Here is a 20,419-nt window from a genome sequence, read left to right on the forward strand (position 1 = left end):
GATCGGCTATTCTTCGATCGCGCCGAAGGCCTTCCATGCGGTGTTCGTCCCGTCGACCACGCACACCCAGCCGATGTTCCCGCCTGCGATCGGCGAATCGTTCAACCAGATTGCGCCCTGATCATAGGTGCCTGAGCCTGGCGGGTTGGAGCCGGCACCGACAATGCCCGATTTGCCGCTGCCGCCGGTTGTGAACCCCTCCTGCAGATGCGGTCGCTTGGGGCTAATGTTTCCGGTGAAGGCGCTGTTGGGGAAACGGATGACCGGATGGTCGTCGTTGAGAAAATCGGTGTAGTTGGCCGAGAGAACGCCATTCAATTTGACATAGGGTGATGCGGCAGTGGCGCGATACACGATGCCTTCGTCGCCGACCGCGATCATCTTTCCTGCATAGGGAGCATGGCCAAGCGCATTGGCGACATCGTCGCTGGCGGCAATCACGAGTTGCTGCGTCAAATAGGCGGCGCCAATCGGAAGTCCCGAGAGGCCGATGCCCCCTGAGGCACGACCGGGCTTGTAGAGGCCTTGGGAGCCGGCAATCGTGCACAACGCGCCGATGCTGAAATGCGTTTCGGTTTCCGAGTAGCAACCCAGATACGTGGAGCGAATTGGCTTGTCGGGATTGGAGTAATAGCCCCCTTCGTCATTGCTATCCGCTTCGCAGCCGAGATAGCTATTCCCCAGCAGGCTGTCGTCACAGAAGCCCCAGGCGCCATTGCTCGGGGATCGACATCCCAGCAAGACGCAAGCGTTCGCATTGTTTCCGCGGAGGTGAAAGCCGTGGCGGCCGTTGCGCAAGGCCTCGCAATTGATGAAGGAGGATCCGTTCGCGTTGCCAACCGGCATGCCGGCCAGCGCTTCGGCATCGCCGGTCTGCGCCGCCAGGATCGAAATTCCGTCTCCGCCAAATTGCTCCACACTCAGTTCGTAGCAATATATCGGTGCCGAAATCAGAAGCCCTGACATGTTGGATAGTGTTGCAGCGCCAACGAGTGTCAGGCCCGACAAAATGCTCCGCCGGGCATCGCCGCCATGTTCCGGAACAGTCGTACTGTCGTGCAGGAACCAGAATCCGACTCTCTCGTTCAGTCCATTTTGTACATATGACCCAGACGGAGAGAAGATTATCTTGCTCTGTTCCCGGGTTGTGCCGATAATACGGATCGGCTTCTCGAAAACGAGACTTTCGGAAATCAGAAAGCTACCTTGATCGAGCGATAGCGTAGCGCCACCGGGCAAAGTTGCGATGGCCCTTTTGAAGGCGGCGGTATCATCGTGATGTCCATCGCCAACCGCTCCGAAATCAGATCGAATATTTGCCATTGATGTTCTCCATGTTCGATTGGAACATATGAAGAACATCAAATCCTACATTGCAATCGCCGATCCGTTGAGGGGGCGGACTGGCCGACGCCTAGAGGTTCGCCAGAAACCTCACCCCCGCGTCGAAATCCGCCCGGCGGGCATCGCGGGCCTGGACCGCGAGCATGTCCTCGCCCCATTGCTCGGCCTGCCACAATTCGTCGACATGCGCGGCCTGCCACAGCGTCTCGGCGCCCACCGCGCCTTCGAGCAGGGCAAGGCCGCCGACCAGCGAGCCGCTCACCGTCACCACCGGCGAAAGGCCGGCGATGTGGAAGGCGTCGAGCGCATCCACCACCTCGGCCAGCCGGGTCACCGTCGCTTCGGGCTGTGGCTTGTGGATCACGCCGGTCGCCGTCTCGAAATGCACGTCGTAGCGGCGGCGTGCCCAATCGAGCAGCGGATCCCAGGCTTCGGCCTGGCGCGCGACCAGCGGCTCGGGGCCGTCGGCGCGGTAATAGAGCAGGTCGCTCTCGCCATAGGCGGCGAGGCCCTGGGCGAAGGGCGCGGGATCGGCCGAGATCTTGTCGATCGCGGCATTGGCGAGCCCGGTGAGCTTCATCGCGCGCGGATCGAGCGTTTCGCCCACCGCACGCCACTCCTCGGCGACCGCTTCGGCCAGCGCTGGCGTGGGGAGCTTCAGCGGCGCGCGGCCCGGGGTGCGCACCGGCTTGCCGTCGAGCGCCACCTGGCCGTTCTCGACGGTCACGTCCTTCCAGAAACGCTTCATGCCTCGGGCGTCGCCTCCGCGGGGGTCTTCCAGCGCCGCGCCAGGCTGCGCGGCACCACCGCCATGAAATAGAGCGAGGAGAGCAGGACGGCACCGCCAAAGACTGTCATGCCATAATGCTGGGCCCGCCCGGCGATCAGCAGGCCGAGCACCGCGCCCGCGGTGCCGAGCATGTTGACCGCGACGATGATGTAGTAGCGCTTGCGCGCCAGGCGATCGGCCTCGGTCATAGACTCTCCAGATGCGCGAAGAGCTGGCTCGCATGATCGGCGACATGGTGCGCGCCGGCACCGAGCAGTTCCCCGGATGTGTGGTATCCCCATAGCACACCAACGGCGTGCGTGCCAGCGGCGCGCGCCATGGCCATGTCGAAGCTGGTGTCGCCGATCATCGCCGTGGTCTCCGGCGCGGCGCCGGCCTCGGCGATGGCGAGTTCGAGCATCGCGGGATGCGGCTTGGAGGGGTGGCGATCGGCGGTCTGCAGCGTGACGAAGCGCTGGCGGATGCCGTGATGCTCGAGGATCAGGCCCAGTCCGCGGTCAGACTTGCCGGTGGCGACGCCGAGCAGCCAGCCGGCATCGTCGAGCGCCGCGATCGCCTCCAATATGCCGTCATAGAGCGGTTCGGGATCGAGCGCGTTGGACGCGCGCATCGCGAAGAAGGCGCGCTTGTACTCGGCCGCCATCGCTTCGTGCTGATCGGCCTGCGCCTCGGGCACCAGCCGGGCGATGGCGGGGACGAGGCTGAGGCCGACGATGCTGCGGATGGCGCCGCGATCGGGCGGGTCGAGCCGGTGCGCGGCGAAGGTGGCCTCCATCGCGCGGCAGATATTGGCCTGGGAATCGACCAGCGTGCCGTCGCAGTCGAACACGGCGAGGCGGTTCATTTCGCCCCCCGCATCAGCGCGGCGATCCCGTCGCGGCCCTGCGCCGCCAGCGCGTCGGCAGCGGCCAGGCGGGCGGCGTCGGGCTTGTTCTGGCCAAGCTTGCGGGTGCCGCGCCAGGCCCGGATCTCCATCCGATAGCCGATGATCGCAGTGAGCAGCCTGGCGGTCCTGGCGGGGTCGACCTTGGCCAGCGTCCATTCGGGCTTGGGCGCGAGGCGGCGCTCCTGCTCACGGCTGATCGCGTCGAGGATCGCGACCAGCCCGTCCTCGTCGGTGCGGGTCACCTGGCCTTCGAGCTCGACTGCGACATAGTTCCAGGTCGGCACTTCATCCGGGCCGGCGCCGTACCAGTCCGGGCTCACATAGGCATCCAGCCCCTGCAGGTTGAACAGGGCAGTGGCGCCGTCCAGATGGCGGGCGAGGCCGTTGCCGCGCGCAAGGTGGAAGCCGAGCGTGTCGTCGTCGAGCCAGACCACGGGGACATGCGCCACGCGCGGCCCGTCGGGCGTCGCGGCGAAGAGCGCGCCGAAGCCGATGTCGCGAACCAGGTCGCGGATCGCCGGGCGATCCTCCCAGCGAAAGGCCGGGTGCGGATGCATCAGCGGCTCCGCGGCGCGCGGGGCTTGTCGCCGCCCGTGCGCGGGCCGGGCCGGGCGCCGCGCGGCGAAGGCTTGCGCGCCGCCGGCTTGCCGCCCGGCTTGGCGGCGGGCGGCTTGCGCGTGCTCGGCTTGCCGCCGCCGCGGGGCGCGGGCTTGTCGCCGCCGTTCTCGCCGCGCCGGCCGCGCTCGCCCCGCCGCTCCTTGCGGACCGTCTTGGCATGGGCGCGGGCATTGGCCTTTTGCTGCTCCTTGGTGAGGGGCGCGGGGCCGTCGTCAAGCTGCAGCGCGTCGCCCTCCGCTTCCTCGAAGCCCAGCGTGGCGAGCGATTCGGCGAAATGATGCGGCAGCGCCGCGCGCACGTCGATCTTGTCGCCATCGGGATGGTCGACGCGGATGCGGCGCGCATGGAGGTGCATCTTGCGGCTGATGCCGCCGGTCAGGAACGCCTCGGGCCCGCCATATTTGCCGTCGCCGACGATCGGGAAGCCGATCGCCGCCATGTGGACGCGCAGCTGATGGGTGCGCCCGGTGAAGGGCTGGAGCTCGACCCAGGCGGCGCGGTTGCCGGCGCGGCCGATCAAGCGGTAGCGCGAGCGGCTGGCCTGGCCTTCCTTCTCGTCGACCTGCATCTTCTCGCCGCCGGTGCCCGGCTGCTTGCCGATCGGCAGATCGATGATGCCGTCCTCGATGCTGGGCACGCCGACGACCAGCGCCCAATAGACCTTGCGCGCGGTGCGGCTGGAAAAGTTCTTCGAGAAGGCCGCGGCGGCGCGGGCGGTGCGGGCGACGAGCAGTGCGCCCGACGTGTCCTTGTCCAGCCGGTGGACGAGCTTGGGCCGGCCCTCCGCCTCGAACTGGAGCGCGTCGAGCAGGCCGTCGACATGCTCGGTGGTCTTGGTGCCGCCCTGGGTGGCGAGGCCCGGCGGCTTGTTGAGCACCAGCGCCGCGTCGTCGCGGTGGATCACCAGGCTGCGGGCGAAGTCGATCTGCTCGTCGCTGAGCTTGATGCGCTCGCGCTTCGGCCGGGCGGGCTTTTCGACCTTGGCCGGCTCGGCCGGAGGCACGCGGATCACCTGGCCCTCGCTGACATGGTCGCCCGGCTTGGCGCGCGCGCCGTCGACGCGCAGCTGGCCGGTGCGCGCCCAGCGCGAGACGGTGTTGAAGCTGGTGTCCGGCATGTGCCGCTTGAACCAGCGATCGAGCCGGATGCCGTCGTCATCGGCCTTGACCAGGAATTGGCGGACGGCATCGCTCATGGCAGGACCCTCAAAACTACGAGCCCGGCGAACAGGGCGAACATCGAACCGATCACCGAGACCAGCGCATAGGCGAAGCCCATTCCCCAGTCGCCGCGCTGGACCATGTTCATCAGGTCGAGCGTGAAGGCCGAGAAAGTGGTGAAGCCGCCCAGCACGCCGACGCCGATCAGCAGGCGCCATTGCTCGCCGCCATGGCCGATCCGCGCCAGCGTGCCGACGAACGTGCCCATCAGGAACCCGCCGATCAGGTTCACGGCGAGCGTGCCCCAGGGATAGTTGGGCCCGAGCCAGCCGAGCGTGAGCTTGCCGGTGAGATAGCGCGCACCGGAACCGAAGGCGCCGCCGAGCATGACGAGGAGAAGGGCAGGCATCCCGAGCGGTTAGCGCGGAATGGCGATCAGGGGAACCTTGGTAATTCCTCCCCCCGCGGGCGACGGGTTCCGGGGATCAGATCCCGTTGTTCGCCACCATGTCGATATCGGTGCCGCCGTCCGGCCGCCTGGTCAGGAACAGCACATAGGCGCCGCCGTCCTTGTCGCGCGTGCCGCCCAGGATATGCTCCTGGCCGTCGACCTGATGCTCGCTGGTGTAGCCGCCGCGGATCGCCTTGGTGTAATACCAGTCGAGCATCGCCTGCATCGGCTGGGGCGAGGAGAAGCTCACCACGCGCAGCTGGCATTTGCCGGCGGTGCTGCCCGCCGCCTCGGTCACGCGCGCCTGCGGATAGAGCGGCAGGTCGCGGGGCAGGCGCTGGGCCCAGGCCGCGGCATATTGCAGCGAGGCGGCGCACTGGCTGGACTTCGGATCCTTCTGGCGCGCGGCGAGGCCGCCCAGAGTGACGGCATCGCGCGCCGCGGCGCACTGGGTGCATTCCTTGGTCGCCTGGGTCGGAGCGGGCGTCTTGAGCAGCGGGCCATGGTCGATCTTGCTGCCGTTCGCCGCGACATTGTCGTTCGGCACGGCGCCCGAATAGGGCTGGCCGGGAGGACGGATCGCATCGCCATTGGCCTGGCGGCCGAGCTGGGGATCGACCATGATCTGATCCTGCAGCGCGCTGGCCAGTGCCGGATCGGCGGCGTTGCCGCTCTCGGTCTCGGAGACGTCGCCCAGGTTCCCGCGGCTGCCGCACCCCGCCAGCGCGAGGGGCAGGGCAAGCATCAGGAAATATTGTCGGCGGACCATCTCGAACGCTCCTTTGGGCCGTTTTCATGCCCGAGGAAGGTTAAGGAAGCCTTGGCCAAGGCGGATTCCGGCCGGTCTGCGGGGCGACGGCAAGCGGAACTCCGGCCGCCCATATGCGTATCTGCACGAGCGATCAGATGGGGTTTTCATGCCGCTCAATGCGAAGATGGTCGGCGCCGGCGTCGCCGCCGCGGTTGCCGCCGGTGTCGGGTACGCACTGCTCTTCAGACCGGAGGACGAAGCCGCCTTCAGCATCGTCGCGCGCAACGGCGCGTTCAGCGTGCGCGACTATCCCCGGCTGCTGGTCGCCGAAGCGGTGGTGCCGGGGACTCGGCAGGCGGCGCTCTCCGTCGGCTTCACCCGGCTCGCCGACTATGTGTTCGGCAGAGGGCGCGCGGGCGGACGGTTGCCGATGACGGTGCCGGTGCTGTCCGACGGCGACGAGGATGGGCGCGGCTGGCGCACGCGCTTCGTGATGCCGGCCGATGCAAGCATCGAGACCTTGCCCGATCCTTCCGCCGGCGTGCGGCTGCGTGCGCTCCCCGCCCGGCGCATCGCCGCACTGCGCTTCACCGGCGTGGACAGCGACGGCCAGCTCGATGCGCACGAGGCGGAGCTGCGCGCCTGGATCGGCGACAACGGCTTCCGTCCGGCCGGGCCGGTCGAGCATGCCTTCTACAACTCGCCCTTCACGCCCGCCCGTCTGCGGCGCATCGAGGTGATGATTCCGCTCGCGGCGTGACTGTTGTATATTGCTAATACACCTTCGGTGGGATATAGCGGCGCCATGCTGAACCTGCTCTCGATCCTCGTCGGCATCATTGCCCTGCCGCTCATGCTGATCGCGCTGATCCCGCTGCTCGGCTGGCTCAACTACATGGTGATCCCGGTCGCGGTGATCGGCATCGCGCTGGGTGCGCTGTCCGATTCCAATGCCGGGCGCAACCTCAACATCGTCGTCGCGATCGTCGGCATCGTCCGCCTCTGGCTGGGCGGCTTCATCTTCTGATCCGCGCCGTTCGCGGATGAGAAAGGGGCCCGGCGTTTCCGTCGGACCCCTCTCTGCCTGCGTGGCAAGCCCTTAGCGGCAGCGAACCTCGCCGCGATCGACCGACGAGCCCAGCGCCGCGCCCGCGGCCGCGCCAAGCAGCGTGCCCAGCGTGGCGTTGCGGCCGTCCGACAGCGCGTTGCCGAGCAGGCCGCCGGCGACGCCGCCGACGATCAGGCCGGTCGTGCCGTCCGAACGGCGGCAATAATAGCGGCCGTCATTGCCGCGATAGATGCGGTCGTTCCGGGTCAGGCGGCGCTCGCGATAATAGCGGCCGTCGCGATAATAGTCCGACGGGTTGTAATAGCGCTCGCCCGGGGGCAGGCGGTTATAGTCATAGTTGCGATAGCGGCGCCAATCGCTGCGCCACTGGCGGTCGTCGCGACGGTCCCGGCGATCGTAGCGGTCGCGATTGCGATCGCGGTCGCGCCAGTCCTGCGGGGCGCCTGCGGTCCCGGCCGCGATCGCGAGCGGCGCATTGGCGATGGGGGCTGCGGTGGCGGGCGCGGCGGCAACGCCGGCGCCGGCGATCGCAACGGCAAGAAGGATACGCATGGGAGTTCTCCTTATGGTTCCTGCCGTCCAACGTACCGTAGGGAGGCGAGTTGCGTGAACGGGAAACTACCCCCCGTTCATCGCATGGCCATGCTTCAGAGACGTGTCTCGCCCGGATAGGCGAAGAGCAGGTCGCTGCCTGCCTCGGCATGGAGGTTGGCGCTGCCCTGGAGCGTCACGCATTCGCCGGCGCGGAAAGCCACGCCGTCAACCACGCCTTCGCCCCGCAACGGGATCAGCCAGCCGGTGGTGCCGTCGGGCAGGTTCAGCGTGCGCGGGCCGCCTTCCCAGCGCTCGAGCACGAATTTCGGCCCCTCGACCAGTATCTCGCGGCCGTCCGCGACGCGCCCCGGCATCGGATGCGGCGTGTAGGGGACGGGATCGGAGACGGCGATGCCCTGGTCGAGATGGAGCTCGCGGGGGCGCCCATAATCGTAGAGGCGATAGGTGGTTTCGCTGTTCTGCTGCACTTCGACCAGCGTGATCCCCGCGCCGATCGCATGGATCGTGCCCGAGCCTGAATAGAAGAAATCGCCCGCCTTGACCGGCTTCCAGTCGAGCAGCTCCTCGATCGAGCCGTCGAGCGCGGCGGCGCGCAGGGTCTCGCGGTCGACGGGCTGCGTGGTGCCCAGCGCGATCGTCGAATCGGGTTCGGCATCCAGGATCACCCAGCATTCGTCCTTGCCGCGCGGCAGCCCGGCGGCATGCGCCTGCTCGTCGTCCGGATGGACCTGGACCGACAGCTTCTCGCTGGTGAAGAGATATTTGATCAGCAGGTCGGGCGAGCTGTCGCCCGGCGTCTGGAACCAGATCTCGCCCACCGGCTCCGCGTCCGCCGCCGGATCGGCGAAGCCCGGCCACAGGCGGTGGCGGCCCCAGGGTTTGTCGACGCGGTGGGTGGCGAGCAAGGTGGCAGTCACGAATTTCCTCCCGAATCAGGGCTCGCTAGCGCAACGCGCGGCACCTGTCGCGGGTCCGCCGCAATCCCGCCGCGAAAAGGATTGTTTGACGCCACTGGACCGGGCTAAGACCCCCATCCATGCGTACTCCCACCACTCGCGCGCTCGCGCTCGCTCTTCTCCCGGTTCTCGCGCTCTCGATGGCCGGTTGCGCCAAGAAGGGTGGCGGCAAGGATCTTCCCTATGTCGCGCGCGATGTCGGCACGCTCTATTCGACGGCCAAGCAGAAGCTCGACGCGCACCAGTACAAGCTGGCCGCCGCGCTGTTCGACGAAGTCGAGCGCCAGCATCCCTATTCGGTCTGGGCCCGCCGCGCGCAGCTGATGGGTGCGTTCAGCTATTATCTGAACCGCGACTACACCGAATCCATTTCGTCGGCGCAGCGCTTCCTCGCCGTCCATCCGGGCAACCGCGACGCGCCCTATGCCTATTATCTGATCGGCCTGTCCTATTACGAGCAGATCCAGGACGTGACGCGCGACCAGAAGATCACGCAGCAGGCGCTCGATTCGCTGGGCGAGCTGACGCGCCGCTATCCGAACACCAAATACGCCGCCGATGCGCGCCTGAAGATCGACCTCGTCCGCGATCACCTCGCGGGCAAGGAGATGGAGATCGGCCGCTTCTACGAGACGCGCGGCCAGTGGCTTTCGGCGACGCTGCGCTTCCGCACCGTGGTCGACCAGTATCAGACGACCACGCACGTGCCCGAGGCGCTGATGCGGCTGACCGAAGCCTATCTCGCACTCGGCGTGCCCGAAGAGGCGGAAAAGGCCGCGGCCGTGCTCGGCGCCAATTATCCGGGCACTGACTGGTACAATCACGCCTACAAGCTGATGCAGCAGAACCAGGGCAAGCTGAAGCAGGCCGAGGCGGCGGCGGTGGTCAAGCCCGCGAGCTGATGCTCGGGGCTTTCGTTCCTGTTAAGTTCCTGCGATAGGGTGAGGCGCATGCTGACTGCGCTGGCCATTCGCGACGTTGTCCTGATCGAGGCGCTGGACTTGGAGTTCGGCGCCGGGCTCGGCGTGCTCACCGGCGAGACCGGGGCCGGCAAGTCGATCCTGCTCGACGCGCTCGGGCTGGCGCTGGGCGCGCGCGGCGAGACCGGGCTGGTGCGCCAGGGTGCGGTGCAGGCCGTGGTGACGGCGACCTTCGACGTGCCGGCGCGGGACGGCGAGGTCGCCAACCTCTTCCACCAGAACGGGCTGGAACTGGAACCGGGCGAGCCGCTGATCGTCCGGCGCATCGTCAAGGCCGATGGCGGCAGCCGCGCCTTTCTCAACGATCAGCCGGCCTCGGCCGGCCTGCTGCGCGAGCTGGCGCCGCATCTGGTCGAGATCCATGGCCAGCATGACGATCGCGGCATGCTCAATTCCCGCGGGCACCGGGCGCTGCTCGACGCCTTCGGGCGTTGCGATGCCGGTCCGGTGGCGATTGCACACAAGGCCTGGCGCGACGCCGAGGCGGCGCTGGCGGTGGCCCGGGCCGAGCAGGACGTGGCGGAGCGCGATCGCGAATGGCTGGAGCATGCCGTCGCCGAGCTGAAGGCGCTCGCACCCGAGCTGGGTGAGGAGGAGACGCTTGCCGAGCGTCGCGCGGGGATGCAGCGCGGCGAGAAGATCGCGGGCGAATTGCAGGGCATCGCCGAACTGCTCGACGGCTCGGAAGGGGGGCTGAGCCAGCTCCGCCAGGCCGCACGGGTGCTGGAGCGGATCGCCGGGGACCATGAAGCGCTTGCCGAGGCGCTGGCCGCGATCGATCGCGCGATCACCGAGGCCGCCGAGGCGCAGGACCGGGTGGACGCTGCCGCCGAGGCGCTGGCCTTTGATCCCGCCGCGCTGGAAGCGGACGAGGCGCGGCTGTTCGAACTGCGCGGGCTCGCGCGCAAGCATCGGGTCCAGCCCGATGATCTGCCGGCGCTGCTCGAGGACCTGGCCGGCCGGCTGGAGCGAGTTGAGAGCGGCGGGGCGGGGATCGCGAAGCTGGAAGCGGCCATGGCCGATACGCATCGTGCCTATGCCGACGCCGCAAGGACGCTTTCCGCCAACCGCACCATGGCGGCGGCCCGGCTCGACGCGGCGGTGGCGACCGAATTGAAGCCGCTCAAGCTCGACGCCGCGCGCTTTCGCACGGTGGTGGAGCCGCAGGCGGAGACGGGTTGGTCGAGCTTGGGCATGGACCGGGTGGAGTTCGAAGTGTCGACCAACCCCGGCGCGCCTTTCGCTCCCCTGGTCAAGATCGCCTCGGGCGGCGAACTCTCGCGCTTCATCCTGGCGATGAAGGTGGCGCTGGCGGAGGAAGGCGGGGCGCGGACGCTGATCTTCGACGAGATCGATCGCGGCGTTGGTGGTGCGGTGGCCAGCGCCATTGGCGAGCGGCTCGCCCGGCTGGCGGGCACGGCGCAGGTGCTGGTGGTGACGCACAGCCCGCAAGTGGCGGCGCGCAGCGCCCGCCACCTGCTCATCGCCAAGAGCCATGATGGCACGGTGACGCGCACCGGCGTCACGCCGCTCGACGCGGCCGAGCGGCGCGAGGAGATCGCCCGCATGCTCTCCGGCGCGGAGATCACCGACGAGGCGCGGGCCCAGGCCGAGCGGCTGATCGCGGCCTAGCCGATCAGCTTGCCCAGGGCTTCGAGATAGGCGGCGAAGGCCTTGCGCCCCTTGGGCGTGATCCGGGCGCGAGTGAGCGGCTTGCGGCCCATGAAGCTCTTCTCGATCAGGATATAGCCGGCCTCTTCGAGCTTGCGCAGATGGACCGAGAGATTGCCCTGGGTCGCCTGCAGCAGCGCCTTCAGCTCGTTGAAATCGGCGACTTCGGCGTCGACGAGACAGGCCATGATCCCCAGCCGCATGCGACCGTGGATCACGTCGTCGATCTTGCCGATGTCGAAGCCGGACATGCTCAGCCGCGCGCGGACCGCCAGAGCACCCAGCCGGGCAGCGCCATGAGCAGCAGCAGCCCGAAGCCGAGCAGGAGCAGCAGCGGCGCGACCAGCCCCTTGTTCAGCAGCACCGCCATGGCGACGGCGCTCAGGTGCCAGCCCGCGGAGACGATCCCCAGCCAGATCCGGCGGCGGATCGCAAAGGCGATGTACCAGACGGTGCCCTGCACCACGAATATGGTGATTGGATGGAACATCCACAGGAAGATCTCGCCCCGGCTGATCGCGAGATAACCGAAGATCGTCGCCGTGGTGAGCGAGGCGATGCCCGCCCCGCCGAATGCCGCGTTGAGCGCGCGCGTCGCCACGCCGTGCTGCGACTGTCGGCGGTCATGCCATACGACATAGCCGATCAGCACGAGGAAGATCAGCGTCGGCGCCAGGGTGAGCAGCAGCCCGAACAGATTTTGCGGCCAGGCGAACCAGCCCGCTTCCTGCCCCCAATAGAACAGCGCCTGCACGCCATAAAGCAGCCCTGCCCAGAACAGCAGGAACCCGAGGGAGGACTGAGCCTGTCCCCCCTCGGATACCAGCGCTTTCAGGAAGACGATGTCGTCGCGTGCGGTATCGAGTTCCCCGCTCATGCCGTCTGCATCTCCATCCCCGGTTTCGCCGCGCCCCATGCCAGCTTGCGGCCGTTGAGCCATTTGCCGATCCAGCTGTGGCGCACCAGCAGGTGATAGCTGGCGAAGAGAATAAGGAAAGCGCCGCCAGTGACGATCCCCCATTTCACCAGCGCCGGCACGCCGAGGCCGAATATCGCGACTTGCAGCGCCATCACCACGGGCAGGTGGATCAGGTAGATCCAGTAGGAAGCGTCGGCGACGTAGCGGATCGCCGGGCGTTCGCCCGAGAGGAAGGTCAGTGCCGCGCCGATCAGGCCCAGCGTCCAGCTCCAGACGGCGAGCGCATAGCAAAGGGCATAGGCGTTCCTCGCGTCGTCCGCGGCCATCGGCGTCACTACCGGAGTGGTGCCGATCTGGGCGAGACAGGCGATGGTGAGCGCCACCGCCACCACGAGATGCGCCGGCCACCAGCGCGCGACTGCCATGAGCAACGGACGCTGCCGCTCGAGCAACCAGCCAAAGGCAAAGGCGGTGCCGAAGCCGGTGAGCGCGGCCGCATTGGGGAAGAGGCCGGTGTCGGGCGTCGGGATGCCGAACCAGCCCATCCAGTTCGGCGCCCAGATCAGCGCGATCCCCAGCGGCGCGGCGAGCAGCGGTGCCGATGCAGGCGTGGCCGTGACCAGGCGCATTGCCGGATCGACGATGCGCGTCCGCAGCCGCTCGTCCCGGTCGACCAGCATGGCCAGACCGTGCAGCGCCAGTGCCGCTGCATAGAAGAGGATCAGCAGATAGAGGAACCACAGATGCGTGAGCGGGAAGGTGTCCGGCGTGATCGCGGGTGGCGGCGGCGCCTTGGCGGGCAGCGTGCCGCCGTTCATCGCCGCCGCGCCCCAGATCATGCAGGCGACGATCCCGCTGATCACGATCGGCCAGAAGACGAACAGCGGCAACATGATCCGCTTGGTCCGGTTCGCGACGAAACCGCGCGTGCCGCGGCGCTGGAGCAGCATCCGTCCGAAGAAGCCGGCGATCACGAAGAACAGCGTCATGCGGAACAGGTGCGAGACGTAGAAGAAGATGCCGATCCCTTCGTTCGGCGCGTCGCGGACCATCCAGAGCTGTGGCCCCGGCAGATAGGGTAGCGCCGCGTGGAAGGCGACGCCGAGCAGCAATGCCCCCGCGCGTACCGCATCGAGCGCGTGCAGCCGCCCGGTGGAAGTTTCAGCACCCATGACTTGCCCTTTCCTCACACCGTCCGTCCAGGCCGGCGAATCGCGATATACATCAACAGGTTTGTAAAACAAACTTGTTGGACCGGGCGGGCCGTGACGCTGGCCGTGCGCCGGGAACATGGGGCCGCTCCGACGAGGTGCCCCCATGTTCACGAAGGGCGTCGGCTCCGGGCCCAGGGCTCATTCTTCCTTCGTCACCCCGGCCTTGAGCCGGGGTCCCGCTGGCCGTCCCCTGGCAAGAAGCGGCCAGGCCCCGGCTCGAAGCCGGGGTGACAAGGGGAATCGGATATTTGCCTGGGCGCGCAACCTGGGGCCGCGGCTCGTTCAATGACGCCAGTCCCCGAGCCCGCCTGTCCGGGCGGCGGTTCAGGCGCGCGCGAGTTCGCGCATCATGTCGCGGCGAATATCGTCCTGTCGGGTGCGGATCATGCCGGGGATCAGCAGCGCGTCGATCAGCGCCCAGATGAAGCCGATCAGCACGAAATAAGACAGGATCTGCAGTATCGCCGAAACCGGCTTGCCCAGATAGAAGCGATGGGCACTGACGAACCAGAGGAACAGCCACAGCAGATAGGCGACGACTACGCTCGGCGCGTCGTTGGTCACGCGCTGCTCGACGAGCGTCAGTTCGGCAATCGAGAGCGCCATCTGCTTCCTCTTGGTTTCCGGCCGGGAATCTAGAGGCGCCGCGACATGCGTCAATCGATTCGGCCAGCGCTCGGGTCGTCGCACCGGCGCCTCGCCCTCCCGAAGATGAACGGAACCGCGGGCCGCGCGACAGCTTGCGACACAAAGACGCAGGGATCGGGACAAGCATGCGACAGGCGCTGCGCATACCCGGTTTCAGGCCGCAGGGGCGGCCCGGTTTCAAAAGAGGAGCGTAAAATGAAGAAGTTCACCCTGATGCTTGCCGGCCTCGGCATCGCCGCTTCGGCCGTTCCGATGACTGCCGCGATGGCCGCGTCATATCCGGCGCCCGCCTATCAGGCATGGCAGTCGATCAATGGCCGTCAGGCGAATCTCGACGCCCGCATCAACCAGGGCGTGCGCTCGGGCCAACTCACCCGTAGCGAGGCGGCCCGTCTCCGCGCCGAGTTCAACAGCCTGGTCCGGCTCGAAGCTCAGTATCGCCGCTCGCGCCCGGGCCTGACGCTCGCCGAGCGCCGTGACCTGGATCGCCGCTTCGACGCGCTTTCGGCGCGTATCCGCGTCCAGAAGCATGATCGCCAGCACCGCTGGTAAGCGCACGCAGACTCCAAGCAGGCTCCCCTTCCCCGATCCCCCAGGGGGACCTGACCAGGACGGGCTCCGCCGAAAGGCGGGGCCCGTTGCCGTGCCGGCTCAGCGCAGCGGCTTGCCGCTGTCCTTCCACTTGTCGAGAATCTGCGATTCGCCATTGTCCGCCGGCGTGGCGGCGGGCTGGGGCCGGGGCGCATAGCCGCCGATCGGCGTGCCGCTCTGGGCATAGGCCGGCTGGATGGTCTCGCGCGGCGTCGCGACTGGCATGGTGGTCTTGCCGGGCATCATGGGCATCGGCACAGGCACCGGCATCGGCACCACCGGCGCGAGCAACGCCGCCAGGTCGGTCCGCACATGCGGCTCGGGCAGCGGCTCGCCGCCGCGATAGGCCTGGCGGAAGGCGGCGGCGGTGCCCCACCAGCCCTTCCAGCGATGGAAGAAATGGGCGCCGAACACGCCGGTCATCACCAGGCCGCGGTTCCATGCGGGCGTGACGGCATAGGTGTGATAATGCGTCGCCATCCCCACCGGTGCGAACACCTGGCCGGCGAGCGCGGCCGCCGCGACGCGGCTGGCGCGGTCCCAGGCCGAGCGGGAAGGCGCGCGGTCCATCGCGCCGTCACAGGCGAAGCTGAACTGGCAGCCGCGGCGCTCCGATCCCTGGAACACCACGCCGCACACGGTGGCGGGGAAGGCCGGATGGCGCACGCGGTTGAGGATCACCTGTGCGACGGCGCGCTGCCCGTCGGTCGGTTCGTTGGCGGCTTCGTAATAGATCGCCGTGGTCAGGCACTGGAGCGCGCGCGCCTTGTCCATGCCGCTGCCGGTGAGGTGGAAGGGCAGCGCCGGCTGGATCGATCCGTCCACGGGCGCATCCATGGCATCCGCCGGGATCGGCATGTCGGGAAGCTTGGTCGTGCCCGTCGTGCCTGCGCCGACCGCGGCATCCTCGTCGACGGCATAATAGAGCGCGGCGCCGGGGAAATGGTCTTCGGCCTCATAGCCGGTCACGGTCGGTCTGGGCTCGGCCTTGGGCTTGCTTGCCGGCGCCAGTGCCTGGGCGGAGAAGCCCGCGCCGATCAGCGACGCGACGATCGCCGCAGCGATCCCGCGTGCCTGCATCTTTGAGAAACGCTGCCAGAACAAAGTTGCGCCTATCCCGCCAGGGCCGTTTGCCCGTGCGCGGCAATAGCCGATTTCAGCGCCTCCCGCGCGCCCGGATTTCTCCGCGTCCCAGGACGAAACACTTGATGGTGAAGGTAATTTTTACTCTAGGTTGGGGCCTCATATTCCTTCAATCGTCATCCCCTTCCCTCAATCGTCATCCCCGCGCAGGCGGGGATCCAGGGTAATGCGGGATATCGGCACCACCGCGCGAACGCTGTCCGGAGAGGACAGGACCCCGCCACCCCGGCTCCGCGCCTGGCCCTGGATCCCCGCCTGCGCGGGGACGGCGACGGAAAATCAGGTACTTGTTTGGGTTCCCAACCTAGTGCCCGCCGCCCGTCATGCGGGGCAGGAGCAGCAGGATCACCACCAGATTGACTGCCATCCCGGCGATCAGCAGTGGTTCGACCGGCTTGCTCGGCACCAGATAGCCCGCGAGCGCGACCGAGAAGACGCCGAACGCATAGGCATTGGCGGCGACCAGCGCCGGCGCCGCGCCCCGGTTCGGGATCAGCGCGGCGAGTACCATTACCGCGCCCACGGCAAGGTCGGGCACCTTGAACAAGGTGCTGGTCATCTGCCCGTCGAGCACGCGCCACGCCGTGAAGCCGCCGACGAGCAGCGAGAGCAGGCGAAGTGCAAGTAACATTGGATCCCCCTCTTTCGCTGCCGCGATCCTAGTCCCGCCCGCCATGATAGGAAGCGCGGAAGCCGTTCGCGAATTCGGTCAGCCGGCCCTCGCCGATCGCGGCGCGCAGGTCCTGCATCAGCACCTGGTAGAACCAGATGTTGTGTTCGGTCATCAGCATCGCGCCCAGGATCTCGCCTGCACGGACGAGATGGTGGAGATAGGCGCGGCTCCAGCCGGCACAGACGGGGCAGGGGCAGGCGGGATCGAGCGGGCCCTGATCCTCGGCGAACTTGGCGTTGCGGATGTTGATCGGGCCGGTGCGGGTGAAGGCCTGGCCGGTGCGGCCGGAGCGGGTGGGCAGCACGCAATCGAACATGTCGATCCCGCGCTCGACGGCGCCGACGATGTCGTCGGGCTTGCCGACGCCCATCAGGTAGCGCGGCTTGGCGGGATCGAGCTGGCCCGGCGCGAAATCGAGCACGCCGAACATGGCTTCCTGGCCTTCGCCCACTGCCAGGCCGCCCACCGCATAGCCGTCGAACCCCACGTCGAGCAGCGCGTCGGCGCTCGCCTTGCGCAGCCCCTCGTCGAGCGCGCCCTGCTGGATGCCGAAGATCGCGTTGTGTGCCGCATGCTCCTCGGCGGCGAAGAAGGCGTCGCGGCTGCGCTTCGCCCAGCGCATCGATCGCTCCATCGCCGCGGCCTGCACCTCGCGGGTGGACGTGGTGGGGACGAGTTCGTCGAACGCCATGGTGATCGAGCTGCCGAGCAGTCGCTGGATCTCGATCGAGCGCTCGGGGCTGAGCATGTGGCGCGAGCCGTCGAGGTGCGACTTGAAGGCGACGCCGTCCTCGCTGCGCGTGGTCAGGTCGGCCAGGCTCATCACCTGATAGCCGCCCGAATCGGTCAGGATCGGCTGGTCCCAGCCCATGAACTTGTGCAGCCCACCAAGGCGAGCGACGCGCTCGGCGCCGGGGCGCAACATCAGGTGATAGGTGTTGCCGAGGATGATGTCGGCACCCGCGGCGCGGACATCGGCGGGCTTCATCGCCTTGACGGTGGCGGCGGTGCCGACCGGCATGAAGGCGGGCGTGCGGATCTCGCCGCGCTGCATCGCGATGGTGCCAAGGCGCGCCTTGCCGTCGGTGGCGTGGATGGTGAACTCGAAACGGGGCATGGATGTGCCCTTGCCCCCTTTGCCGGGGGAGCGCAACGGGAGGGCATGACCATGACCAACCTGCTGGCCGACCTGCCCGATGCGGGCGCGGCCGAAGTCTTCACCGAGCTGCTGCGCCGTCCGGGCGTCCGCATCGAGCGCATCGTCTCCGCCGGCCAGTCGACGCCCGAGGATGCGCCGATGGTGCAGGACTGGGACGAATGGGTGCTGCTGCTCGAAGGCGCGGCGGGGCTGCGCATTGAGGACGGGGCGGCGGTCGCGCTCGCGCCGGGCGATCATGTGCTGATCGGGAAGGGCCGGCGCCATTGGGTGACCTGGACCGCGCCCGACCGCGCTACGGTGTGGCTGGCGATGCATCTCGGCTGAGATCGAGCGACCAGGTCTCGCCCATCACCGGCTCGCCGAACAGCGTGTGCGCCGCGCTGTCGACGAGTTCGAAGCCCTGTGCGGCATAGATGCGCCGCGCGCTCGCCAGGATGGTGTGCGTCCACAGATCGAGCCGTGCATAGCCCGCCTCGCGCGCGAACGCGACGCAGCGGCGGACCAGCGCATCGCCGATGCCCAGCCCGCGCGCATGGCCCTCGACATAGAGCAGGCGCAGCTTGGCGACGCCGTTGCCGCCATCGGCGAGCATCACCGATCCGAGCATCTCGCCGCCGCGCTCGGCGACCCAGCATTGCTCGCGGCCCGGTTGGAAATCGCGCAGGAAGCCGGTGGTGACGTCGCCCAGCAGCAGCTCCATCGGCCGTTCCCAGCCATAATGCTCGGCATAGAAGATCGCCTGGCGGCTCGCGATCGCGCCCATGTCGCCGGTGCGGAGCGTGCGGATCGTCCAGCTGCCAGTGCCGCCTTCGATCAGCGCGCGCGCGGCGGCGAGGTGATGGCCGAGCAGGGCGCCGCCGCCGGGGCCCAGCGATTCGAGCTGGCGGCCGCTATGGGCGCGTGTCGCGTCGTCGAGCGCGTCGAAGGCGGCGCGCCCGGCGGGAAGCAGCACGATCGGCCGCTGGCGGCCATCCTGCTCGCCCCGCTCGCGCGCGATCCAGCCGCGATCCTCGAACCGCTTGATCGCGCGGCTGACATAGCCGGCGTCGAGCCCCAGCACTTCCTGTAGCGCAGTGGCGAGCACCGGCTGGCGCCCGGCGATCTCATAGAGCAGGCGCGCTTCGGCGACGCCCATGTCGCTGTCCATGTAGCGCGGCGAGAGCACGGCGGCGAAGCGGGTATGGGCGCGGTTGAAGGCGCGGAATTGTTCGATCGGCTGTTCCATGCACTGGAGATGCGCCTTTATAGTTGATTGAGTCAACTATTATCGCATGCGCGAAACGCGCTACTTTTGCGAGCTTAGGGGACCAGAGTGGTGAACACGAACACGCCGAAGATGACGAGGTGCACCACGCCCTGCAGCACCGTCGTCCGCGCGGTGGCGAGCGACTGAGTGGTCACCAGCAGCGTGAGCGAGAGCAGGACGATGCCGCGCGCATCGAGCCCCAGTGCCAGCGGCAGGCCCTGGGCCAGCGACAGCACGGCCACCGCCGGGATGGTGAGGCCGATGGTCGCCAGCGCCGAGCCGAGCGCGAGGTTGAGGCTGGTCTGCAGCCGGTTGGCCATCGCGGCGCGCACCGCCGCCACGCTCTCCGGCAGCAGCACCAGTGCCGCGATCACCACGCCCACCACTGCGTGCGGGGCGCCGGCGGCGGCGACGCCGTCCTCGATCGCGGGGGCCAGCGCCTTGGCGACCAGCACCACTTCGACGAGGCAGGCGACGAGCAGCACGCCCGACAGCAATGTCTGGCGCCCGCTCGGCGGCGGGGCATGCGCCTCGAGGTCCGCGGCGGCCTCGTCGGGCGGCAGGAAATAGTCGCGGTGGCGCACGGTCTGCACGGCGACGAAGGTGAGGTAGAGCAGCAGCGAGACGATCGCGACGAAGGCGAGCTGCGACGGCGCATAGAAGGGGCCGGCCGACGCGGCGAAATTGGGCAGCACGAGCGTCAGCACGGTCAGCGTGCACAGCGTCGCCAGCGAAGCGCTGACGCCGACCTGCTGGAAGCTCTGCTCGCGGTGGCGCAGCGCGCCGAGCAGTATGAACGCGCCGACCAGCCCGTTCAGGATGATCATCACCGCCGAGAACACCGTGTCGCGCGCCAGCGTCTCTGCACCCGACTTGCCCTGCAGCATCAGCGTGAGGATCAGGCCCACTTCGATCACCGTGACTGCGAGCGCGAGCAGGAAGGTGCCGAAGGGCTCGCCCACCTTGTGCGCGATCAGCTCGGCATGATGGACCGCGGCCAGCACAGTGATGATCAGCACCAGGCCGAGCAGCAACGGCGGGATGGCGACCATGTTGCCGAGAAGCACGCTGGCTGCGCCCGCGAAGGGCGGAAGCCAGATCCAGGTCCAACGCAGTCGTTCCATGCCCGTCACTCTACAGACGGAAGCCGCGAGTTCAACGACGACGGGGATCAGCGGAAGATTTCGGGAGAGATTTCCGGCTCATGGCCCATCCAGCGAGCCGCGCTGGGCGTGAACAGCAAGCAATAGGCGTAGATCTGGGCCAGGGCCGCCAGCGCCGGGACCACCGGCGAGCCGATCGCCGTGCCGTTGAGGAAGGGCATGACCGTGAGGGGCAGGCCGAACGCGAACAAGGCGATGCCGATCCACATCGCCACCTTGCTCCGCCGCCGCGAAACCCACAGCGTAAGGGAGGCGGTCACCAAGAAGCCCAGGGCCAATGACAGGACGAGCAGAATCGCGGGGTGCGCGCTTATGTTCGCCGTGCGATCGAGCAACGCGCCCCAGTTGAGCGCGCCGTTGAGCAGGCCCGCGAAAAAGGCGGCGAAGGTGATTCGCTCGAAAAGGACGATCGATTGCGGTCGCATGCTCTCC

General features: G+C 68.1%; 26 protein-coding genes. 6 read left to right on the forward strand and 20 right to left on the reverse strand.

Annotated elements, in window-relative coordinates; genetic code table 11:
- Positions 1-6: 6 nt before the first annotated feature.
- From FFS08_RS07105 to FFS08_RS07140, 8 genes are all read right to left on the reverse strand, one after another.
- Positions 7-1,323, reverse strand: coding sequence for a glycosyl hydrolase family 28-related protein (locus FFS08_RS07105; protein WP_171012505.1), 1,317 nt, complete (start codon positions 1,321-1,323; stop codon positions 7-9).
- Positions 1,324-1,414: 91 nt separating this feature from the next.
- Complete coding sequence (locus FFS08_RS07110) at positions 1,415-2,092, reverse strand: ATP12 family chaperone protein (RefSeq protein WP_137862457.1); 678 nt, start codon at positions 2,090-2,092, stop codon at positions 1,415-1,417.
- The gene (locus FFS08_RS07115; RefSeq protein WP_137862458.1) at positions 2,089-2,322 is read right to left on the reverse strand and encodes a hypothetical protein; all 234 of its coding nucleotides are present in this window, start codon (positions 2,320-2,322) and stop codon (positions 2,089-2,091) included. The genes FFS08_RS07110 and FFS08_RS07115 overlap by 4 nt, the downstream gene beginning before the upstream one ends.
- Positions 2,319-2,978: an HAD-IA family hydrolase gene (locus tag FFS08_RS07120; protein ID WP_137862459.1), complete on the reverse strand. Its 660-nt coding sequence runs from the start codon at positions 2,976-2,978 to the stop codon at positions 2,319-2,321. The genes FFS08_RS07115 and FFS08_RS07120 overlap by 4 nt, the downstream gene beginning before the upstream one ends.
- The gene (locus FFS08_RS07125; protein ID WP_137862460.1) at positions 2,975-3,577 is read right to left on the reverse strand and encodes an FMN-binding negative transcriptional regulator; all 603 of its coding nucleotides are present in this window, start codon (positions 3,575-3,577) and stop codon (positions 2,975-2,977) included. The genes FFS08_RS07120 and FFS08_RS07125 overlap by 4 nt, the downstream gene beginning before the upstream one ends.
- A complete protein-coding gene (locus tag FFS08_RS07130) occupies positions 3,577-4,833 on the reverse strand; it encodes an RluA family pseudouridine synthase (protein ID WP_137862461.1) in 1,257 nt (418 codons plus the stop codon). The genes FFS08_RS07125 and FFS08_RS07130 overlap by 1 nt, the downstream gene beginning before the upstream one ends.
- Positions 4,830-5,207, reverse strand: coding sequence for a fluoride efflux transporter CrcB (crcB, locus tag FFS08_RS07135; RefSeq protein ID WP_137862462.1), 378 nt, complete (start codon positions 5,205-5,207; stop codon positions 4,830-4,832). Before crcB ends, FFS08_RS07130 begins: the two co-directional genes overlap by 4 nt.
- A gap of 76 nt (positions 5,208-5,283) precedes the next feature.
- Entirely contained in the window at positions 5,284-6,018 is a 735-nt protein-coding gene (locus FFS08_RS07140) for a hypothetical protein (RefSeq protein WP_137862463.1), read from the reverse strand.
- Positions 6,019-6,166: 148 nt separating this feature from the next.
- On the opposite strand from FFS08_RS07140, the gene FFS08_RS07145 reads away from it, so the two are divergent.
- Together FFS08_RS07145 and FFS08_RS07150 are read left to right on the forward strand one after the other, a co-directional pair.
- Complete coding sequence (locus tag FFS08_RS07145) at positions 6,167-6,760, forward strand: SOUL family heme-binding protein (protein WP_137862464.1); 594 nt, start codon at positions 6,167-6,169, stop codon at positions 6,758-6,760.
- Between the two features lie 45 nt (positions 6,761-6,805).
- A complete protein-coding gene (locus FFS08_RS07150) occupies positions 6,806-7,027 on the forward strand; it encodes a hypothetical protein (protein WP_137862465.1) in 222 nt (73 codons plus the stop codon).
- A gap of 72 nt (positions 7,028-7,099) precedes the next feature.
- Here FFS08_RS07150 and FFS08_RS07155 read toward each other — a convergent pair whose 3' ends face one another.
- Together FFS08_RS07155 and FFS08_RS07160 are read right to left on the reverse strand one after the other, a co-directional pair.
- Positions 7,100-7,621, reverse strand: a complete 522-nt coding sequence (locus FFS08_RS07155; protein ID WP_171012506.1) for a glycine zipper 2TM domain-containing protein — start codon at positions 7,619-7,621, stop codon at positions 7,100-7,102.
- Between the two features lie 95 nt (positions 7,622-7,716).
- Entirely contained in the window at positions 7,717-8,541 is an 825-nt protein-coding gene (locus tag FFS08_RS07160) for a class I mannose-6-phosphate isomerase (RefSeq protein WP_137862466.1), read from the reverse strand.
- Between the two features lie 119 nt (positions 8,542-8,660).
- Between FFS08_RS07160 and FFS08_RS07165 the strand changes: the two genes are divergently transcribed.
- Together FFS08_RS07165 and recN are read left to right on the forward strand one after the other, a co-directional pair.
- The gene (locus FFS08_RS07165; RefSeq protein ID WP_137862467.1) at positions 8,661-9,482 is read left to right on the forward strand and encodes an outer membrane protein assembly factor BamD; all 822 of its coding nucleotides are present in this window, start codon (positions 8,661-8,663) and stop codon (positions 9,480-9,482) included.
- 48 nt (positions 9,483-9,530) lie between these two features.
- Positions 9,531-11,192 (forward strand): DNA repair protein RecN, encoded by a 1,662-nt coding sequence (gene recN / locus FFS08_RS07170; protein ID WP_137862468.1) that lies wholly within the window; start codon positions 9,531-9,533, stop codon positions 11,190-11,192.
- On the opposite strand, the gene FFS08_RS07175 is transcribed toward recN, so the two are convergent.
- The 4 genes from FFS08_RS07175 to FFS08_RS07190 all read right to left on the reverse strand — a co-directional run bounded on the left by FFS08_RS07175 (position 11,189) and on the right by FFS08_RS07190 (position 13,970).
- Positions 11,189-11,482, reverse strand: coding sequence for a winged helix-turn-helix domain-containing protein (locus FFS08_RS07175; RefSeq protein ID WP_137862469.1), 294 nt, complete (start codon positions 11,480-11,482; stop codon positions 11,189-11,191). The two genes, recN and FFS08_RS07175, sit on opposite strands and share 4 nt — an antisense overlap.
- 2 nt (positions 11,483-11,484) lie before the next feature.
- On the reverse strand, positions 11,485-12,108 hold the full coding sequence (locus tag FFS08_RS07180) for a hypothetical protein (RefSeq protein WP_137862470.1): 624 nt from the start codon (positions 12,106-12,108) through the stop codon (positions 11,485-11,487).
- Entirely contained in the window at positions 12,105-13,322 is a 1,218-nt protein-coding gene (locus FFS08_RS07185) for an acyltransferase family protein (protein WP_171012507.1), read from the reverse strand. The genes FFS08_RS07180 and FFS08_RS07185 overlap by 4 nt, the downstream gene beginning before the upstream one ends.
- 366 nt (positions 13,323-13,688) lie before the next feature.
- Positions 13,689-13,970: a TM2 domain-containing protein gene (locus tag FFS08_RS07190; protein ID WP_137862472.1), complete on the reverse strand. Its 282-nt coding sequence runs from the start codon at positions 13,968-13,970 to the stop codon at positions 13,689-13,691.
- Between the two features lie 237 nt (positions 13,971-14,207).
- On the opposite strand from FFS08_RS07190, the gene FFS08_RS07195 reads away from it, so the two are divergent.
- The gene (locus FFS08_RS07195; protein ID WP_137862473.1) at positions 14,208-14,564 is read left to right on the forward strand and encodes a hypothetical protein; all 357 of its coding nucleotides are present in this window, start codon (positions 14,208-14,210) and stop codon (positions 14,562-14,564) included.
- 99 nt (positions 14,565-14,663) lie between these two features.
- Here the strand turns inward: FFS08_RS07195 and FFS08_RS07200 are convergent, their stop codons facing one another.
- The 3 genes from FFS08_RS07200 to tgt form a co-directional block, all read right to left on the reverse strand.
- Positions 14,664-15,707, reverse strand: coding sequence for a cell wall hydrolase (locus tag FFS08_RS07200; RefSeq protein WP_249341324.1), 1,044 nt, complete (start codon positions 15,705-15,707; stop codon positions 14,664-14,666).
- Between the two features lie 343 nt (positions 15,708-16,050).
- Entirely contained in the window at positions 16,051-16,377 is a 327-nt protein-coding gene (locus tag FFS08_RS07205; RefSeq protein ID WP_137861367.1) for a hypothetical protein, read from the reverse strand.
- A 28-nt stretch (positions 16,378-16,405) separates the two neighbouring features.
- Positions 16,406-17,536 (reverse strand): tRNA guanosine(34) transglycosylase Tgt, encoded by a 1,131-nt coding sequence (gene tgt, locus FFS08_RS07210; protein WP_137861368.1) that lies wholly within the window; start codon positions 17,534-17,536, stop codon positions 16,406-16,408.
- A 45-nt stretch (positions 17,537-17,581) separates the two neighbouring features.
- Between tgt and FFS08_RS07215 the strand changes: the two genes are divergently transcribed.
- The gene (locus tag FFS08_RS07215) at positions 17,582-17,902 is read left to right on the forward strand and encodes a cupin domain-containing protein (RefSeq protein WP_212741967.1); all 321 of its coding nucleotides are present in this window, start codon (positions 17,582-17,584) and stop codon (positions 17,900-17,902) included.
- Here the strand turns inward: FFS08_RS07215 and FFS08_RS07220 are convergent.
- The 3 genes from FFS08_RS07220 to FFS08_RS07230 form a co-directional block, all read right to left on the reverse strand.
- A complete protein-coding gene (locus FFS08_RS07220; protein ID WP_137861369.1) occupies positions 17,871-18,803 on the reverse strand; it encodes a bifunctional helix-turn-helix transcriptional regulator/GNAT family N-acetyltransferase in 933 nt (310 codons plus the stop codon). The genes FFS08_RS07215 and FFS08_RS07220 overlap by 32 nt on opposite strands.
- Positions 18,804-18,877: 74 nt before the next feature.
- Positions 18,878-19,948, reverse strand: a complete 1,071-nt coding sequence (locus FFS08_RS07225) for a calcium:cation antiporter (RefSeq protein ID WP_137861370.1) — start codon at positions 19,946-19,948, stop codon at positions 18,878-18,880.
- Positions 19,949-19,995: 47 nt separating this feature from the next.
- Positions 19,996-20,412 (reverse strand): hypothetical protein, encoded by a 417-nt coding sequence (locus tag FFS08_RS07230; RefSeq protein ID WP_137861371.1) that lies wholly within the window; start codon positions 20,410-20,412, stop codon positions 19,996-19,998.
- Positions 20,413-20,419 lie beyond the last annotated feature (7 nt).

The sequence above is a fragment of the Sphingomonas sp. 1F27F7B genome (assembly GCF_005503355.1).
Lineage (GTDB): Bacteria > Pseudomonadota > Alphaproteobacteria > Sphingomonadales > Sphingomonadaceae > Sphingomonas.

Coding starts and splice junctions, on each gene's coding strand:
- crcB (WP_137862462.1), bottom strand. CDS start 5,207: ATGCCTGCCCTTCTCCTCGTCATGCTCGGCGGCGCCTTCGGTTCCGGT.
- FFS08_RS07110 (WP_137862457.1), bottom strand. CDS start 2,092: ATGAAGCGTTTCTGGAAGGACGTGACCGTCGAGAACGGCCAGGTGGCG.
- FFS08_RS07130 (WP_137862461.1), bottom strand. CDS start 4,833: ATGAGCGATGCCGTCCGCCAATTCCTGGTCAAGGCCGATGACGACGGC.
- recN (WP_137862468.1), top strand. CDS start 9,531: ATGCTGACTGCGCTGGCCATTCGCGACGTTGTCCTGATCGAGGCGCTG.
- FFS08_RS07215 (WP_212741967.1), top strand. CDS start 17,582: ATGACCATGACCAACCTGCTGGCCGACCTGCCCGATGCGGGCGCGGCC.
- FFS08_RS07225 (WP_137861370.1), bottom strand. CDS start 19,948: ATGGAACGACTGCGTTGGACCTGGATCTGGCTTCCGCCCTTCGCGGGC.
- FFS08_RS07180 (WP_137862470.1), bottom strand. CDS start 12,108: ATGAGCGGGGAACTCGATACCGCACGCGACGACATCGTCTTCCTGAAA.
- FFS08_RS07150 (WP_137862465.1), top strand. CDS start 6,806: ATGCTGAACCTGCTCTCGATCCTCGTCGGCATCATTGCCCTGCCGCTC.
- FFS08_RS07185 (WP_171012507.1), bottom strand. CDS start 13,322: ATGGGTGCTGAAACTTCCACCGGGCGGCTGCACGCGCTCGATGCGGTA.
- FFS08_RS07175 (WP_137862469.1), bottom strand. CDS start 11,482: ATGTCCGGCTTCGACATCGGCAAGATCGACGACGTGATCCACGGTCGC.
- FFS08_RS07125 (WP_137862460.1), bottom strand. CDS start 3,577: ATGCATCCGCACCCGGCCTTTCGCTGGGAGGATCGCCCGGCGATCCGC.
- tgt (WP_137861368.1), bottom strand. CDS start 17,536: ATGCCCCGTTTCGAGTTCACCATCCACGCCACCGACGGCAAGGCGCGC.
- FFS08_RS07155 (WP_171012506.1), bottom strand. CDS start 7,621: ATGCGTATCCTTCTTGCCGTTGCGATCGCCGGCGCCGGCGTTGCCGCC.
- FFS08_RS07190 (WP_137862472.1), bottom strand. CDS start 13,970: ATGGCGCTCTCGATTGCCGAACTGACGCTCGTCGAGCAGCGCGTGACC.
- FFS08_RS07205 (WP_137861367.1), bottom strand. CDS start 16,377: ATGTTACTTGCACTTCGCCTGCTCTCGCTGCTCGTCGGCGGCTTCACG.
- FFS08_RS07220 (WP_137861369.1), bottom strand. CDS start 18,803: ATGGAACAGCCGATCGAACAATTCCGCGCCTTCAACCGCGCCCATACC.
- FFS08_RS07115 (WP_137862458.1), bottom strand. CDS start 2,322: ATGACCGAGGCCGATCGCCTGGCGCGCAAGCGCTACTACATCATCGTC.
- FFS08_RS07120 (WP_137862459.1), bottom strand. CDS start 2,978: ATGAACCGCCTCGCCGTGTTCGACTGCGACGGCACGCTGGTCGATTCC.
- FFS08_RS07105 (WP_171012505.1), bottom strand. CDS start 1,323: ATGGCAAATATTCGATCTGATTTCGGAGCGGTTGGCGATGGACATCAC.
- FFS08_RS07145 (WP_137862464.1), top strand. CDS start 6,167: ATGCCGCTCAATGCGAAGATGGTCGGCGCCGGCGTCGCCGCCGCGGTT.
- FFS08_RS07140 (WP_137862463.1), bottom strand. CDS start 6,018: ATGGTCCGCCGACAATATTTCCTGATGCTTGCCCTGCCCCTCGCGCTG.
- FFS08_RS07195 (WP_137862473.1), top strand. CDS start 14,208: ATGAAGAAGTTCACCCTGATGCTTGCCGGCCTCGGCATCGCCGCTTCG.
- FFS08_RS07230 (WP_137861371.1), bottom strand. CDS start 20,412: ATGCGACCGCAATCGATCGTCCTTTTCGAGCGAATCACCTTCGCCGCC.
- FFS08_RS07165 (WP_137862467.1), top strand. CDS start 8,661: ATGCGTACTCCCACCACTCGCGCGCTCGCGCTCGCTCTTCTCCCGGTT.